Source organism: Flavobacterium pokkalii (genome assembly GCF_014596575.1).
In the GTDB taxonomy this organism is placed as follows: Bacteria; Bacteroidota; Bacteroidia; order Flavobacteriales; family Flavobacteriaceae; genus Flavobacterium; species Flavobacterium pokkalii.
The window spans coordinates 79,553-97,064 of the sequence record NZ_NASZ01000005.1; the positions used below are offsets into that span (position 1 = coordinate 79,553).

The 17,512-nt window shown below is 35.6% G+C and carries 14 protein-coding genes; 1 reads left to right on the forward strand and 13 read right to left on the reverse strand.

Going from position 1 to position 17,512, the window contains the following annotated elements; genetic code table 11:
- Nucleotides 1–22 precede the first annotated feature (22 nt).
- The 9 genes from B6A10_RS05650 to nhaA all read right to left on the reverse strand — a co-directional run bounded on the left by B6A10_RS05650 (nucleotide 23) and on the right by nhaA (nucleotide 11,306).
- A complete protein-coding gene (locus B6A10_RS05650; RefSeq protein WP_188220056.1) occupies nucleotides 23–1,420 on the reverse strand; it encodes a DUF1800 domain-containing protein in 1,398 nt (465 codons plus the stop codon).
- Between the two features lie 275 nt (nucleotides 1,421–1,695).
- On the reverse strand, nucleotides 1,696–2,274 hold the full coding sequence (locus B6A10_RS05655) for an REP-associated tyrosine transposase (RefSeq protein ID WP_394354330.1): 579 nt from the start codon (nucleotides 2,272–2,274) through the stop codon (nucleotides 1,696–1,698).
- Nucleotides 2,275–2,428: 154 nt separating this feature from the next.
- Nucleotides 2,429–3,181: an endonuclease NucS domain-containing protein gene (locus tag B6A10_RS05660; RefSeq protein ID WP_188220057.1), complete on the reverse strand. Its 753-nt coding sequence runs from the start codon at nucleotides 3,179–3,181 to the stop codon at nucleotides 2,429–2,431.
- A gap of 163 nt (nucleotides 3,182–3,344) precedes the next feature.
- Nucleotides 3,345–4,145, reverse strand: coding sequence for a hypothetical protein (locus B6A10_RS05665; protein WP_188220058.1), 801 nt, complete (start codon nucleotides 4,143–4,145; stop codon nucleotides 3,345–3,347).
- 282 nt (nucleotides 4,146–4,427) lie between these two features.
- On the reverse strand, nucleotides 4,428–5,792 hold the full coding sequence (gene hemN / locus B6A10_RS05670; RefSeq protein WP_188220059.1) for an oxygen-independent coproporphyrinogen III oxidase: 1,365 nt from the start codon (nucleotides 5,790–5,792) through the stop codon (nucleotides 4,428–4,430).
- Nucleotides 5,793–6,020: 228 nt separating this feature from the next.
- Entirely contained in the window at nucleotides 6,021–7,997 is a 1,977-nt protein-coding gene (locus B6A10_RS05675; RefSeq protein WP_188220060.1) for a DUF349 domain-containing protein, read from the reverse strand.
- A gap of 206 nt (nucleotides 7,998–8,203) precedes the next feature.
- Nucleotides 8,204–8,815, reverse strand: a complete 612-nt coding sequence (locus tag B6A10_RS05680; protein WP_188220061.1) for an alpha-ketoglutarate-dependent dioxygenase AlkB family protein — start codon at nucleotides 8,813–8,815, stop codon at nucleotides 8,204–8,206.
- An 18-nt stretch (nucleotides 8,816–8,833) separates the two neighbouring features.
- On the reverse strand, nucleotides 8,834–10,144 hold the full coding sequence (locus B6A10_RS05685) for a TIGR00341 family protein (protein ID WP_188220062.1): 1,311 nt from the start codon (nucleotides 10,142–10,144) through the stop codon (nucleotides 8,834–8,836).
- Nucleotides 10,128–11,306, reverse strand: a complete 1,179-nt coding sequence (nhaA, locus tag B6A10_RS05690) for a Na+/H+ antiporter NhaA (protein WP_055090856.1) — start codon at nucleotides 11,304–11,306, stop codon at nucleotides 10,128–10,130. The genes B6A10_RS05685 and nhaA overlap by 17 nt, the downstream gene beginning before the upstream one ends.
- Nucleotides 11,307–11,687: 381 nt before the next feature.
- On the opposite strand from nhaA, the gene yaaA reads away from it, so the two are divergent.
- On the forward strand, nucleotides 11,688–12,446 hold the full coding sequence (gene yaaA, locus B6A10_RS05695; RefSeq protein WP_188220063.1) for a peroxide stress protein YaaA: 759 nt from the start codon (nucleotides 11,688–11,690) through the stop codon (nucleotides 12,444–12,446).
- Nucleotides 12,447–12,558: 112 nt separating this feature from the next.
- Here the strand turns inward: yaaA and B6A10_RS05700 are convergent, their stop codons facing one another.
- From B6A10_RS05700 to B6A10_RS05715, 4 genes are read right to left on the reverse strand one after another with little or no spacing between them, the layout of a single operon-like run.
- On the reverse strand, nucleotides 12,559–14,136 hold the full coding sequence (locus tag B6A10_RS05700; protein ID WP_188220064.1) for an MDR family MFS transporter: 1,578 nt from the start codon (nucleotides 14,134–14,136) through the stop codon (nucleotides 12,559–12,561).
- A gap of 2 nt (nucleotides 14,137–14,138) precedes the next feature.
- Nucleotides 14,139–15,218: an HlyD family secretion protein gene (locus B6A10_RS05705; RefSeq protein WP_188220065.1), complete on the reverse strand. Its 1,080-nt coding sequence runs from the start codon at nucleotides 15,216–15,218 to the stop codon at nucleotides 14,139–14,141.
- 12 nt (nucleotides 15,219–15,230) lie between these two features.
- Complete coding sequence (locus tag B6A10_RS05710) at nucleotides 15,231–16,562, reverse strand: TolC family protein (protein WP_188220066.1); 1,332 nt, start codon at nucleotides 16,560–16,562, stop codon at nucleotides 15,231–15,233.
- Nucleotides 16,552–17,178, reverse strand: coding sequence for a TetR/AcrR family transcriptional regulator (locus B6A10_RS05715; RefSeq protein WP_035141258.1), 627 nt, complete (start codon nucleotides 17,176–17,178; stop codon nucleotides 16,552–16,554). Before B6A10_RS05715 ends, B6A10_RS05710 begins: the two co-directional genes overlap by 11 nt.
- Nucleotides 17,179–17,512: the final 334 nt, after the last annotated feature.

Consider the following 17,512-nt stretch of genomic DNA (forward strand, 5'->3'; position numbering starts at 1 on the left):
AGATAATTTAAGGAGGTTGTGGCTAAATTAATTGAAATTCAGGTTCTTTGACCATCGCATTAAACAGTCGTAAAACCGCCTGATTGGCATTTTGAGCATGCGCATCAAAATCGTATTTTAAGATTTTTTCAAAATCTTTTTGGGCATCGGGATCCACCTGAAACAATAATCTTTGGGATAATTCGCTGATAATTTGTTTGTTCGTTCCAATATCCCAGTTTAGTTTAAGAAGCGTTTTTCTAAGGTTTGTACGGTTGTTCGTTTCTTCCATCATCATATTGGCCTGAGCTTTTTGATTGAAATTTTCTCTTCCGCTGCAATACAAATCAGCCAGATTGTTGCGTTGCAGGTAAATTTGCGAAGTGAGCCATGATTTTCCGCCTTCCCAGCCTTTTACATTGGGTTGGTTAAACAAATCCATGCCCTGACTTTTTATAAAAGCCACGATTGGGCGGTTTGTTCTGGGATTAATTTGCAATTCATGAAGTACTTGCAGGCTGTATTCCAAAGGATTTTTTATTTTAGAACCAGCGGTTTTTTTATCAAATTCCTCGGTGAAGATTTTTTCCAGCAAAGGTTTGATTTCAAAATTCTGTTTTCTGAAATAATCGCCGTAATAGGTAACTAATTTTTCGTCCGGATTATCATAAATAAACCATTCCAGAATTTTTCGGGTAAAAAGGTAGGGACTGTTTTTTTGTTTGAAGATAATATCCACAATATCATCGGCTTTAAAATGTCCTTTCTTGCCCAAATACACAATTTCTGAATCGTCCGAAATGCGGTCTCTGTAAATGCCGCCATCGTCTCCAACGCTCAATCCGGCAAGAGCTTTAGCGCCGTTTTTGATGTCATCTTCGCTGTAATTACCAATTCCTAAAGTAAAAAGTTCCAGTAATTCCCGGCTCAGGTTTTCGTTGATTTTTCCTTTTCGGTTGTCCACATTGTCCAGATAGCGCAGCATGGCATTGCTTTTAACAATGGCTTTGGTTAATTCTCTAAAGTTGCCAAAAGCGTGTTGACGCAGCAGTTGGTTGTGTTGAAAAATCCAGTAATTAACCTTTACTTTTTGATAAGTTGAAACAAAATGATTGTGCAATAACAAGGTCATTTTTTCCCGAAGCGGAAAATCTTCGTTTCGCATTTTATCAATCCACCAGGATTTCATTTCCAGTGAAGTTTGGACTTCCTGTTTTTGAAATTCCTTTTTTTTCTCCCGGTCTAATTTTCCGTTTTTTTGGCGTTGCTCTCTAAATTCAATCAGGGTTTTAGGACTGTCTTTGAGAAAATCAGGGATACTATTGTTGAAATCCGTTTTGAAAGAGGCATTGAGAAATTTAGCAATTCCCATTTTTTCAATCGAAGCGGCCTGTTGGTTAGAAAAACCTAAACGGAGCGACCAAAGCGAATTAGGATTCATAATCAGTAGGGTTTTGGGTTAATGGTTTTTTGTTGGTTGTTCTCTTTTAAGATGAATAACTACCCAAAAGGTTTAACGCGGTTCTTTTTTATTTGTTTTAAGAACTACTGGAAAAAGAAACCTTGCTATAAATTGGACATGGACTATGTATGGAGTATGTATGGAGTATGTATGGAGTATGTATGGAGTATCCCCTGCTAAAAATGGTTAAAAAAAGGTGAAGTCGGGAGATTTCCCCTCGCTGCCGCACGAATCCTTTCGTGTGGCTCGTCCTATTAAATATCAAACATTCTAAAAACAACTATATCATCAACCAATCCTTTTTGTCCCGAATAATCAATTGCACTGCTATAAACATAGTCTTCCGCTTTATAAACCAAACCAGATTCTACGGGATTATTGTGTACATAATCTATTTTTTGTTGAATCACTTTATTGCTCCATAATTCAATAGGTTTATTGTCGTGCCTCCAAAATTGATAATGCTTTACATTGGAACTCTTATCCGCTTCTTTTTTAAAAAAATCTAACAAAAAATCTTTTCTGCTTTCTCTAGGATTTTCTTTAATGCTTTTTACAATTGATTGACTTGTAAATCTTTTTAAATCTCCGATTAAGAGTTCCGGAGGTTGTCCATTTATACTTCTAAAAACCAAATGCACATGATTGGTCATTATGCACCAAGCGTGAATCTCTAAACCTTTATTCTTTTGACAAAACTCCAAACTTTCCAAAAATAAATCTTTATATTCATTTCTGGTAAATACATCTAACCAGCCTACAACCGCAAAACTGATAAAATACAATCCTTCCGGATTATGACTCGAGACGATAGTCGAACAGACGAAGTAAATTTATAATTTCTACTCATTTCTAAAGTATAAGATTCAAGAGTAAATATAAGAAATAACTGTTAAGATAGCCACACGAAAGGATTCGTGCGGCAGCGGGGGATGTTTATTGTATTATAGCTATTGAGCCAAACCGCTGTTAGCAGCAGGTATTTATTTATCGCTTATCTAAAAATGCTATATCGAATTTCATTTCATATTCGCACAAACTGACATTTGGAGTTACTTCAACGGCGTATTTAATTTTTTCATCCATTTTATTTGCAACAATAATTCCATAAACATTTTTCTCTTTTGCTAAGTTAATTTTTACCCAGCCCATATATCTTAAAAGTTGTCCAAGAGCTTTGTCCATTCCTCTTGATAATTTTGTTTCAAAAACATAAAAATCATTGTTGTCATCAATAGTTAAGATGTCAATAGGACCAACACTTGTTGGAAATTCTTTTCCTCGTCTTTCTCCATCATCATATAACTTCAAGTTATGTTTTTTGATTGTTGATAGATTTCGAATTAAAAAATCTTGTAAATGCTCTTCTAACGCAAATAAATATGATTCTGTATTGTCAATCAAATCATTTGTTTGACTTACTCCAAAAATTGATTTATCATCTTCATTTAACCCCAATTTTTCTTCATATAATCTAAATTCAATATATCTTTTGAAAGCATTAGAATCTTGCCTACGATTTTTTAAATCTCGCTCTCTAAATTCAGGTATATCGTACCAATGTTTGTATATAACTTCTAAGTCATTTGGATTTTTTATTTTGTACAACGTATCAGTTGGAATCATAGATTTTGCCTTTAATTTTTTTGATAGGTTATCTATTTTACCTGAATATGATTTAACTGTGTTTTCAGACCATTTATTAGTCATCCAATCGATAAAATTATTTTTTTCTGACATTTTTATATGTTCTGTTTTTATACTTGCTGCTAACGTTTCGCGGCTTCGCGACAGTTGTGAAGCCAGCGAACTGATTATTTTCTGTTAAAGATAAACGTTTTTCGTGAACACTTAAGAACAGAAACCAACAATTGCGCGAAACCGCTGTTGGCAGCTGGCTATTTTAAAAGGGTAAACCATTTTTTTTCGGATTTTCTTCTCCTTCTTCTTCTTCTAATGAATTTTCATAATCTTCTATTCTTTTAAGATATATATCTTTTGAGTATGTTAAGTATGAAAGTGTATTGTCGATATACTTTCTTAAACCGCCTGATGTGTTTATTCTTAATGCAGAAACAGATTTATATAAAATTTCAAATTCTTCAATGGTAAATGGGTCTGCAAAAAAAGTACCTGGTAAAATTGTATAATGTTTTGCGTAACCAGTTTTGAAAGGACAATTATATTCTATAACTGTTTCGTCTTCATAAAATTCATTTTCAAATTCCGCTGTTGGATGCGCTACAATTCCATATAGATTTAATTCTTCTTGAAGTAAGTATGCGTCAATCAAAGGTTGACCAAAGAAAATTGAATTTTCAAAATCTAATGTCATTTTTCCAAATGCAACTCCACCTTTGTGTGGAATTCCATCCTTGAATAAATCTTCTGACAATGCAGAAATACTTGCGATGAAATTCTCCTGACTACTTTCTGAATCATCACGTGAATATATCATTATACTATCAGAGTAAGTCATCATTATAATGTTTATATCAAAATTTTCAGATTCAGAATCAACAGCGAACACAGATTGGTTTACTCTCATCGCATGAGAAACTTTTTTCATCATTTGATATACAGTTTCGTGATCATTTCTTGCAACCAAATCTTTGAAACCCATAATGTCTATTATACCAACAAATCTATTTGTGGTTATTTCCCATGGAATATATTCTTTTTTGTTAGTCTTTTTTTTCGCCATATGTTAAGATTTCTTCAATTTTGCAGATTTCGTTTTAGCTTGCTGCCAACTTGTATATAAGCGAAATAAACCTTCGCATATACACCCAAAATCGGATAGATTGGCGAAAGTTTGTTTCGTTTTTGTTTTTAACAAATATATTTATTTTTTCTTACAAAACAGAATAGAAGAATTTCAATTTTGAACGTTTTGTTTTGGAAAACTCATGAATGAAGGCAGCGTCAGGAAAAAAATCCGAGCTGCGGGGGCAGATCGGATGGAATTGGTTCGTTTTTCTTAAAATTATATCGTCATAGAAAACAAAGCCGTTTCGGGGGCTTTTCGTTTTAAATGCAGGTCGAATGCCATGCAGATGTTTCTCACATGGGCTTTTCCTAAATCGGTTACCTGAATGCCGTTTTCTTTAAAAAGGAGTAAGCCGTCGGTTTCCATTTCCCGGAGTTGGGTTACAATTTCCGGAATTTCCTCAAAATAAGTCTCCGGACTGTCCCAGCGGGTTTCAAACTGGCACATCAGGTTGAGAATGTGTTTGCGGATGATGAGGTCTTCCTCTGTTAATAAATGTCCTCTGAAAACAGGCAATTTGTCCTCTTCTAACCATCGGTAATAATCGTCCAGATTTTTTTCGTTTTGGGCAAAACTGTACCAGCTGTCACTGATGGAAGAAACCCCCAGTCCTATCATTAATTGGGTTTTAGACGAACTGTAGCCCATAAAATTCCGGTGCAATTGACCGTTTTTAAAAGATTGGTACAAACTATCGGTAGGTAAGGCAAAATGATCCATCCCAATTTCGACATAGCCGTTTTTTTGCAATAATTCTTTGCCTACCTGATACAGAATTCTTTTTTCCTGATCTTTTGGGATGTCTTCGTCTTTAAAGCCGCGTTGTCCGTTGCCTTTAATCCAGGGCACATGGGCGTAGCTGTAAAAAGCGAGTCGGTCGGGTTGCAGGGATTTGGTTTTTTCGATGGTATCTACCACATTTTCGATAGTTTGAAACGGTAATCCAAAAATAATATCATGACCAATGGAGGTATAACCAATTTCTTTGGCCCAAAAAGTAACTTTGGCTACATTATGAAAAGGCTGTTCGCGATGAATGGCTTTTTGTACTTTTTCGGAATAATCCTGTACGCCAAAACTCACCCGGCGAAATCCTAAATCGTATAGTTTTTGCAAATGCGCATGGGTGGTATTATTAGGATGTCCTTCAAAACTGAATTCGTAATCTTCCGCTTTATTGGCATAGGCAAAAATTCCGTTGATTAAGTCTTCTAAGTTTTTGGTCGAAAAGAAAGTGGGTGTTCCGCCACCCAAATGAATTTCTTTGATAATGGGTTTTTCGTCCAACATTTTACTGTACAAACGCCATTCTTTTAAGACCGCCTGAATATAAGGTGATTCGACATCGTGGTTTTTGGTGATGCGTTTGTTGCAGCCGCAAAAAGTACACAGACTTTCGCAAAACGGAAGATGAATGTACAGGCTGATTCCTTCTTTGGTATTGCTTTCCTGAAACGATTTTTTAAAGGAAGTAATCCAATCCTGATAAGTAAACCCGGCTTCATTCCAGTAAGGAACGGTAGGGTAGCTGGTGTAGCGTGGACCGGGTACGTTGTATTTTTGAATCAAAGCTTTTTTCATAATCAATTATTTGCTGGTTCAAAAATACGGTGAATGTCAGGGTGTGGAAATGATAATTGTCATACTTTGTGAGTAGTGAGTAGTGAGTAGTAGGTATAAAAAAAGCGACTTTCAATTTGAAAATCGCTTTTTGCTATTCTTAATATCTGATTTCTTGTTTCTTGCTTCTTGCTTCTTGCTTCTGAAATCTAATATCTAAAATCTGCATTCTGTAATCTGCATTCTGAATTATTCTTCCTGTCCCAGATTTCTAAGCTGTTTTAGTTTTTCTTTCCAGGTGTCTAAGCTTTCTTTATGGATAGCAATGTTTTTACGAACTTCGGTCACAATAGAATTTTCTTTTTTCGAATTTTTGGTATTGGCAAAAAACTGAATGTTGTTTTCCAGTTGGAAAATTTCGTTTTGTACTTCTTCAATTTTACGAATGATAAAAATCTTTTCGTTCTCCAGTTTTCTGTTGTCATGGCTTTCAGATAGATTTTCCAGTTTGTTGGCAAAACGCATCATGTCGGAATCCTTCTTGCTCAGACTTAATTTGTCAAACAAAGCATCCAGAATTTTGTTGAATTTTCCTTCGATATGTCTTCTGGTAAATGGTACTTTTCCGATGCTTTTCCAGTTTTCAATATGCTGTTTGATTGCGTCCAAATCGGTTTTATGATCGCCAATAAGCTGAAATTCTTTGATGCTTTCCAAATAGGCTTTCTTTTTGTCAAAGGCTTCCATTTCTTCGGCCAAATGTTCATTTTTTTGTTCTTTTAAGCGATCAAAATAATGGTTGCAGGCGTCTTTGAATTCTGCCCAGACTTTGTCGGAATATTTTCTTGGCACATGCCCTATTTTTTTCCAGTCTTCCTGAATTTGCTTCATAATCGGCGTGGTAGCGGCAAAATCTTCGCTGTCTTTTAACTCGTTGGCTTTGGCTACCAGCGCATTTTTTTTATTCAGATTTTCGTTTTGCTCCTTTTTGATGTCTTTGTAAAAGGCATTTTTGAAAGCATTAAAATTTCTAACGGCTGTTTTAAATGCCGCCCAGGTAGCTTCGTTTACATCAGCAGGAACTTTTCCGGTAGAGAAGAAGGCCTCTCTTAAAGCTTCAACTTTTTCTATCTGAACCAGCCACTGCGAATGGGCATTCACTTTAATCGTTGCCAATTCTTCAATTTGTGCAATAATGGCGTTCTTTTTTTCCAGATTTTCCTGCTCGGTTCCTCTCATTTTTTCGAAAAGAACTTCGCGCTTATCGTGCATTTTTTTGGTTAAATCACTAAACTGATTCCAAATTTCATCACGGTATTCTTTAGAAACAGGACCAATTTCCTCTTTCCAGATGCGGTGTAAATCCTGTAATTCTCTAAAAGCTTTATTTACATCAACTTCCTGAAGTAATTCTTCTACACGGCTGATGATTTTTTGTTTTTGCTCTAAATTGTGTTTGAAGTCCAAATCACGGGCTTCACGGTCTAAATGCAGATAATCATAAAAATTTTCCACATGAAAATGATAGTTGTTCCAAACGTGGTTGTATTTGTCTTTCGGAATCGGGCCGGCATTTTTCCAGCGCTCTCTTAATTCATTAAAATGTTTGAGTGTGTCTTTAATATTCTCGTTTGGGTTGATTAATTCTTTGAGTTCTTCAACAATGGCCAAACGATTTTCCAAATTGGCTTTCAGACTGTTTTGTAAATTCTTGAAATGGACGTTTTTATTGTCTCTGTATAAGGTGTAAAATTGGTCGAATTTGTTTTTTAGCGGTAAATGATACTCGAATTCTTCGGTTGTGTTTGGATTGTCGGCAAGAAATTCTTCTCTTTTTTCTTCGATAAAATGATTGTATTTCGATAAAAATGCCTTTTTGATTTCTTCCACATGGTCACGAATAGACATGACTTTTTCGTTAAAAACCAGTTTTTGCAATTCCTCTACTAAGACTTCCATCGACAGAGTTTCGTAATCGCGCATCGGTATTTCATGACGGCCTTTTAAGGTTTCGTCTTCGTGTTCTTCAGCGTTCGAAGCTTCAATTTCGCTCAATGCTTTTTGCTTTTTAAGCGATTCAGCTGCTTCATCATTTTCTGCCGAAGGTGCGGCGTCATTTGTCTCAGGATTTGGGGTAGCCTGATTGTCCGCCTGAACATCAGTGGCTAAGTTTCCGTCTGTCTCATTGTTTTTTGGAGACAGGTTATCATTCATTTCTTCTAACATTTTTTAAATGTTTAAGGGGTTGTGTAATTGGTTAAATTGATGTGAAAGATACTAAAGGTCTGTTGAAAAACAAAATAATTCCTATGTTTATCGATGGTTTTGGCAAAGAAATTATTGAATTTGCGTATTTTTTGCAGTTTTGGCATTCTTTTTTAAGACAATCCACAAGGTTTTTCAGGACAAAAACAGTCGATGAAAATTTAAAATCAGGAAGTGATAATCGTTCGAAAGGTTAGATTTATTCGGGCTTTGTTGACTTTTTTTGATGGTGGCAGGCGGTGTAGCCAGTGCGTTTGGGTTTCGTCTTTCATTACTAAAAGACTGCCGTGTTCTAATAGTAAGGAAACGGTGGTTTTGTTGGTTTTGTGTTTGAAAGCAAATTTTCTTTGTGCACCAAAGCTTAGCGAAGCAATAGCGCCATTTTTTTTCAAATCTTTTTCGGCATCACTGTGCCAGGCCATGCCTTCGCTGCCATCGTGATACAGGTTTAACAAACAGGAATTGTAGCTTTCGCCTGTTTTTTCTTCGACTAATTGTTTTAGAATTAAGAGTTCCTCTGTCCAGGGAAGGGCTTCTTTGGTGGTTTTAGAATAGCTGTATTTGAAATTTGTGTCGCCATACCAGGCTACTTTTCTTTTGGTGGTGATTAATTGGCCAAAAATAATAGCTTCGTCATTTTTCCATTCAATGGCGTCTAAAAGTCTGCTGAAAAACCAATTGGCTTTTTCATAATCCATAATGCAGCCATAGTAATTTACGGTTCCGTCCTGCGGCAACAAATTACTTTGAGAGATGAATTCGGGATTGAATAAATCCATTTTTGGATAGGAATAAAATTATTGGTTTTGATGGTAAATTTCAAGTCGTTTTTTGTTCAAACGCTGTTTTAACCATTGCATTAATTTGTTTTTTTCGACCGATTCCAGTTGGTTTTTACTTTTATAAACCAATACCGGAACTATTTTTAAACTATCGGTATTTTCGTTGAAAGTGTGATTGGAAATGGAAATGTTCTCAATGTTTGGGAATAAAATTTTCATTTCGGCCAGTAATTCTTTGTTGCTATACTGATTGGCTGCCAGCTGTTTTTTCAGATTCAGGATGGTCACGTCTTTTTGACTAATCGTCGATTTGTTAAACTTGATTTCGTTTAAAATATCGCTTTTTAAATCGGTGGTGTCCTGTTTTACAATCAGTTTGGTGTTGTTTAATTCGTAGTCTTTCAAACTTTTGTTCAAATCTTTGATTTCGCTGTCACTAAAGCGTTTTGAAAGAAAACCGAGTTCTATTATTTTCGGATTTTTGTTGAATTGTGTTTTTTGATAGACAATAGTAATGCCTTTTTCGGTAAATTCTCTTTCGGTAAAAACGGCAATTTGCTGTTCGAATTTTTTCTCTTCAAATAACAAATAAGCAAAGTAAATACTTGGTAAAATAAAAATAGTTAAAAGCGTACTGATGTAATATTTTACCTTTTTTTGGGTAGGTTCATCCAATTGTTTTTTGGTTGGATAAGCCAAATATTTCACGATTAAGAAAGTCGAAATACAAATAAAAATACAGTTGATGGAGTACAAATACATGGCTCCAAAAAAGAATTTAAAACTTCCTGTTGCGAGTCCGTAACCGGCGGTACAAAGCGGCGGCATCAAGGCGGTGGCGATGGCAACACCCGGAATCGGATTTCCTTTTTCCACGCGCGTAATGGCGACAGCGCCTACAATTCCACCAAAAAAAGCGATAAGAATATCGTAAATATTAGGTGACGTTCGGGACAAAAGTTCCGGTTGTGCTTCTTTGAACGGACTGATATAAAAATAAACAGTAGAAACCAATAAACTTACAATGGTGGCGATAACCAGGTTTTTTAAGGATCTTTTGAGTAAATCAAAATCATAAGTTCCCAGTCCGAAACCAGCACCCACGATAGGTCCCATCAAAGGGGAAATTAACATGGCACCAATAATTACAGCGGTAGAATTGACGTTTAATCCTACCGAAGCTACTACAATGGCACAGGCCAAAATCCATAAATTAGAGCCCCTGAAAGAGATATTAGTTCTTACATTTTCCAGAACTTTGGTTTTGTCTTCTTCACCTTTGTTCAGGTTGATGTAAGCAAATAGTTTTCTAATTGGCGATTGCATGTTTTTTCTTTTTCTTTAAATTTTGCTTTAATGCCAAAAAGCCAATGCATCCTGCAGTTAACGAAGAAATCAGGATGATGAATTTAGCATTGTTAATGATGTGATGATCATCAAATGCTAATAAAGTTACAAAAATAGACATGGTAAAACCAATTCCGCCTAAAAATCCTATGCTTATGATTTTTTTCCAATTTAAATCGGAAGGTAATTTACACAGCCCGACCGAAACAGCTAAAAAGCTAAACAGGGAGATTCCTATTGGTTTACCTAACACTAAGCCCAGTATAATTCCCATACTGTAATTTAAATGCAATGCTTCGGCAATATCCGAGCCTAAAACGATAGCCGTATTTGCCAAAGCAAACAAAGGAAGGATAATAAAGGCTACCGGTTTGTGTAAAAAATGCTGCAACTTGTAAGAAATGGTGTTTTTACTTCCGTCGCCAAAAGGAATTACAAAGGCCAATAAAACTCCGGTAATTGTAGCATGAATTCCGGAATTAAGCATGAAATACCACATGATTACTCCACCAATCAGATACGGAATAAGATTGTGAACTTTTCTTCGGTTCAGGATAAATAAAAACAATAAAATACCCATTGCAACTCCTAAGTTTATCCAGGAAAGTGATTTGGTATAAAAAATAGCAATTACCAAAATAGCACCTAAATCGTCAATAACGGCTAAGGCTGTTAAGAATACTTTTAGCGACAAAGGCACCCGGTTTCCTAATAATGACAAAACACCTAAGGCAAATGCAATATCGGTAGCCATTGGGATTCCCGCACCGGAATGAGTGGGTGTACCGGCATTGAGCAGTAAATAAATCCCGGCAGGAACCAGCATACCGCCAAGTGCCGCAAAAATAGGTAATAAGGCTTCTTTTATGTTTGATAATTCGCCCTGATAGATTTCGCGTTCCAACTCTAATCCGATGAGTAAGAAGAAAATAGTCATTAAGCCGTCATTAATCCAATATTCCAGACTTTCGGTTCCAATTTTCATGTGCCAGGTATGCAAATATTCGTTGGAAAAAATAGAATTTGCAAGTAGTAAAGAAGCTATAGTACAGGCTATTAAAACCAATCCACTGGATTTTTCGTTTTCAAAAAATTCTTTAAATAAGTCGGAATTGTAAAGGCGCTTAATTGTTTTTTTCATATAACTGAGTTTGTTTTTGTCATTTAGTTAAAGAAATGATTCTTTTTGCTTCTATATTTAGAAAAAATGTAGAGATATGCAAAAATAACGAAATACTTAGTAAAAACCTGCTGTAAAAATGATAATATTAGGGAGTTTAAATCCGACTAAAATAACGAAACGGGAAATTGCCTTTGTTTTTTTTATTAATTTATTAAAGCAGGAAAAATATTTTTTAGACTTTCGAAAAGAAGTCAGGAGTTAAAACTTTTGAAATTAGGAAGTTAAAGAAGTATAGAATCTCTTTATCCTGCATTTGATTAAAACTATAACATTCGGTCTTTTAATTTGTTTCCAATGTAGTATTTTTGGAAAGCAAAAGAAAAAACGTCAATAATATTTATGAAAATAGTTATATCTCCGGCCAAATCCTTAAATTTTGAAAAAGAATTGCCTACAGCACAATTTACGCAGCCGACCTTTTTAAAAGAATCCCGACAAGTACACAAGGTTTTGAAACAGCAATCACCGAAAGATTTGTCTGATTTGATGTCGATTTCAGATAAATTAGCCGATTTGAACTGGCAACGTAATAAAGCGTGGAAAACACCTTTTTCGCCCGAAAATGCCCGTCCGGCGGTTTATACTTTTGACGGCGATGTTTATACAGGCTTAGATGCTTATACGATTCCGGTGGAGCAATTAGAAGTGCTTCAGGACAAACTTAGAATTTTATCCGGATTGTACGGAATTTTAAAACCTTTGGATTTGATACAGGCCTACCGCTTGGAAATGGGAACCAAATTACCTATTGATGATAAAAAGAATCTTTATGATTTTTGGAAAACAACCTTAACTAATGCACTTAATAAAGAACTTAAAAAAGATGAATTGTTTGTGAATTTAGCCAGTAACGAATATTTTTCTGCAATTGATACTAAGGCGTTAAAAGTGCCTGTTATTACACCGGATTTTAAAGATTATAAAGATGGTAAGTTGAAAATGATTAGTTTTTTTGCCAAAAAAGCCAGAGGAATGATGGTGCGTTATATCATCGATACGCAGGCCGAAACGATTGATGATTTAAAAGGTTTTAATTACGAAGGCTATCAGTTTGATGCTAATTTATCCAAAGGGAATCATTTGGTTTTTACGAGGTAGATTTTAGAAGTAAGAGAAAAGAGAAAAGCCGTTCCGATTATTCTTCAGGACGGCTTTTTCTATTCTCGAATTTCAGACTTCCAACTTCTAACTCCCCACTTCTAACTTTAAATTAGTGCATGGCATCGGCAGCGTTGATTTGTGTTTTTCCTTTCTTAATTAATAAGATAAAAGGGATGCAGCATAAAAATAACAATCCCAAATAAAGGAAAATATCCATGTAAGCCAATACGGTACTTTGTTTCATTACTGAAAAATCTAATACCTGATAGGCTTTATCCAGAGATTCATTTATCGAAAATCCTTTAGCCATAAAGCTTTTTTGCATTTGGGCGATTCGTTGTTGTACTTCAAACGAACTGCCGTCTAAATTGGCCACCAAATTCACACGATGCGATTGGGTTAATCGGGTGATGAAGGTGGTAATAATAGCAATCCCGAAAGAACCTCCCAATTGACGCATCATTCCCGTAAAAGCGGCGCCTTCTCCGATACTTTTCCCTTTAAGTGTTGAAAGTGATAAAGTGGTAATTGGAACGAATAATAATCCCAAACCAATTCCTCTTAAAATCAACGGCCAGTACATGTGTTCGACACCGGTATCCGGAGTCATGTTAAAATACATGGTCAGGGTGAAAATAAAGAAGATTAAGAAACCTACAGCGACCATATAGCCCTGCGGAACTCCTTTTTGAATCATTCTACCCACAAAAGGCATCATAAATGCGGTTGTTATCGAACCCGGAATTAGCAATAAACCGGCATCAGTAGCGGTCCATCCTAAAATAGACTGGGTGTAAATTGGAATAATCAATGTCGAACCGTACAACCCGAATCCCATGATGAAACTCATAATGGTACCAATTCTAAGATTTCCATCTTTTAATACTTTTAAGTTTACAATAGGATATTTGTACACTAATTGTCTCCAGATGAAAAGGATTAAACCAAACAATGAAACAATACTTAGTGTAACAATCAGATTATCGTTAAACCAATCGTCCTGTTGCCCGTGTTCCAAAACAAATTGTAGCGAACCGATAAAAGTGGCTAATAAGATAATTCCGTACCAGTCTACCTGATGGGATTTTAATTTTTCACCGTATTTCGGACTTCTTACAAAGCTAAGTGTTAAAAGCGTAGCAATAATTCCTAACGGAATATTGATGTAAAAAATGTAAGGCCAGGAATAATTATCTACTAAATAACCTCCTAATGGCGGACCCAATGTCGGTCCTACAATAACTCCCATTCCGTAAATTGCCTGCGCCATTCCACGTTTGGCTACCGGATAACTTTCGGTAATAATGGTTTGGGCTGTTACTAATAAAGCGCCACCACCTAAACCCTGTATGAATCGAAAGACAACCAATTCCCAAATGTTAGAGGCATTTCCGCATAAAAAGGAAGAAACCGTAAAAATAATGATCGATACAGCAAAATAATTACGTCTTCCAAATTGTTGCGAAAGCCAGCTCGTCATGGGGATTACGATAACGTTGGCAATAGCATAGGCAGTAATTACCCAGGCTACATCCGTTAAGGTAGCTCCTAGGCTTCCCCTCATGTCGGTCAAAGCCACATTGACAATAGTGGTATCTACAATTTCCAGCAGCGCACAAAGTACTGCGGTAATGGTAATGATAACCCTCCTAAAGCCATATTCTACTAAATCATCGTCTGCAATCATAATTATTTAATATGTACATCTACGTCCACATTCATTCCCGGACGCAATAATTTTACTTTTTCAATATCGTTTGATGAATCAATACTGATTTTTACTGGCAAACGCTGAATGGTTTTTACAAAGTTTCCGGTTGCATTATCCGGAGGTAAGATGGAAAAACGGGCTCCTGTTGCCGGTGAAAATGAAGTTATGGTTCCTGTAAATTCATAATCAGGATAGGCATCTACTTTTAAAGCTACTTTTTGTCCGGCAACCATTTTGTTCAATTGGGTTTCTTTAAAATTAGCAATTACCCAAGCTTCGTTGTTATTGATAATGTAGAACAAAGATTGTCCTGGTTGTACTAACTGTCCCGGTTGAATGTCAATTTTAGAAACCTGTCCGTCAATAGCAGCAGTAATTACCGTATAGCTTAAATTTAATTTTGCCGATTCTAATAAAGCCTGCGCTCTTTTGATATTGGCTGAAGCCACATCCGTTTCTTTGTTAGAAACAATTGATTTTGCCTGAATTACCGATTTTTGGAAAGCCGAAGCTTTTTGTTGTTGCTCTAAAATACGAACCTGATTTTCAGCTTCCTGTTTGGCAGCTAAAGCCTGCTCGTATTGTTGTTTAGTAATCGTATGATTTTTGTACAAATTACTGTAACGGTTAAAATCATTCGTCGCTAATCCTAATTTGATTTTAGCAGTTTGAATATTTCCTGTTGCCGATTTTACATTGGCATCCGAAACGGAAATGCTGGCTAAAATACTACCAATATCAGCTTTTGAAACTTCGAAGTTTCCTTCGGCTGCAGCCAAAGCGGCGTTAGCTTCGTCAATTTTTAACTGATAATCTTTTTGATCTATAGTAAACAAAGTGTCTCCTTTTTTTACAAAATCATTGTCTTTGATATAGACTTTCTTTACATAACCCGAAACTCTTGGGATAATCGGAGTCATGTATTTTTCAATTTGGGCATCATCAGTTCCTTCGTGAGATAAGGAGTGAATGTATTTGTAAGAACCATATACCACGCCTAACAGGATTAGAGAACCTATTATTGCGATGAATTTCTTATTTGTTTTTTTCTTTTCCATTTTGGGTATCGATTATATTTTAGAAAGATTGAAAGTTTGGTTTAATTGTCCTGTTACAGCTAATAAGTTGTAATATTTTTGAATCACATTTGTTTTGGCAACAGCCTTATTGATTTTGGCACTCAATTGCTCTACATCGGCCTCCAGTAAATCATTGGTGTCAGCCAGTCCGTTGTCGTATTTGTCTTTAATGATTCGGTAATTTTCAGTCGCCTGATCCACTGCCTGTGTGTACACTTGGTTTTGTTTTACAGATAAATCATAATCTTCTAAGGCTTTTTGAACCTGAATTTTGATATGATCGGTCAGCATGATTTCGGTATTTTGAATCTCAGCCGCTTTACTTTTGGCGATTTTAACCTCAGTTCCGTTTTTGAAAATATCACTGATATTATACGAAAGTCCGATTCCAAAATTCATCGCATTTTGAACGTTGACTACATTTTTCAAATCCAAAGTCGTGTATCCGCCAATCAGTGCCAAAGAAGGATAATAACCGCTTCGTGCTACTTTGATGTTCGCCAAACTGGCTTTTTCCTGATAGCGCAAGGCTTCTAAATCTTTACGGTTTTCCAAAGCCGGATTTTCGTTGGTCGGGATATTGTTCATTTCAAAAGTTGAAAAATCACTTTCGCTGACCACAATTTTTGTATTTGGATCCAGTTTTAACAAGCTTGCCAATTCGTAATTTACCACATTCAAATCGCTGTTCGCTTTATCCAGTGATAATTGAACTTTAGAAAGCTGCAATTGGGTTTTTAGCAAATCGTTTTTTGGGACGATTTCGTTTTTTTCCAATTCAGTGAAATCTTTCACACGCTGTTCGGCGCTTTTGTAATTTTCGTTCAGTAATTCTACCGTTTTTTCCGCCTGATACAAAGCCACATAATAATTGATGACTTTCATTGCGGTTTCTTCCTTAGTTTGTAGCGCATTGGCAGTTTCGGCCTGTAATAAGTTATCCGAAACTTTGATGCTGTTGTTTAGTTTAAAACCGGAAAAAACAGGCAAATTAGCTGTGATTTGTCCTAAAACCAATTGGTCCACATTAGGAGCTTTGGTGTCCGATTCGCTGTCCGAACTATTGCTTTTCAGGTCAATTTTAGCCTTAGTCAATCGTTGGTATTGAGCCGAAGCTTTTAAATCCGGATAACGGTGGTTTTTTACCGACTGCAATTCGAATTTTTTAGTCGTTACTTTAGCGTTGGCCAAGTTCACTTCGTTACTTTTTTCCCAGGCCAGATGAATGGCTTCATCGAGCGTTAAACTCTTTTTTTCCTGTGCTTCTGCGGAAGTAATTCCCAGAAATAAAACCCCAAAGAGTAGTAAATAATTAGCTTTCATATATCAGAAGTGCTTTGATTGTTTGTTGTATGTGCGTTTTAAACGTTGTTTGTATATAATTTTCAAAAGCTTCGTCAGTGTCAAGTTTCAAAAGTTTTTTGAAATAGGCTTTGTTCATCGAAAAGTGGAAGAAGGTTCCCATGATTGTTGGAGAAATCAGCGGAATATTGACATCTTTTCTAAAAATTCCTTTTGCCTGACCTTCATGAATAATCGTTTCGATTGATTTCAAATTCCGGTCTCTCACATCATTTAAAATTTTCATTTTTTCTTCCATTTCTTCAGAAGAAAATTCAAAATGTAAGATGCGGTAAATTCCTTTGTTGCATCGAATGCGGTTGATATAAAGCTCGATCAGTTTGTCAATTTTTTCGATTGGATCTAAATTTTCAACCGATAAATTTTCCATTTGAATTTTTAAATCAGAAGTGCGATAGACAATTAAGGCTTCCAATAATTTTTCTTTCGAACCAAAATAATAGGATACCATAGCAATATTAATATCGGCTTCCTTGGCAATGGTTCTAATCGAAGTTCCCTCGAATCCATTTTCTGCAAATAATTTTTCGGCTATCAGCAGAATTTGAATTTGTTTTTCATTAAAATCAGTTTTCACTTGGATTTATTTTTTAATTCGGATACAAAATTAAACAACCGTTTAAATTAAACAGTTGTTTAATTTTTCTTTAACAAAAAAATAACATTTGTTAAAGCTTTGGTTTTAGCGGGTTAGAAACTTGTGAAGTCTTGTTTTTACTAGTTTTTATCCCTTTTTTTATTCATTATGTGAAGCAATTGAGAATATTTAAGTTCCAGTCGGTTTGGGATAGTAGGTGATGGATTTATAAAGAAAAAGTCGGATTGTTTAAATTCGGCGATAATTAATTTGCAGTCATCTTACAGTGAGGGAAATAAGTTTTGGTCTTCAAAATTGTGAATATCTATTTCAA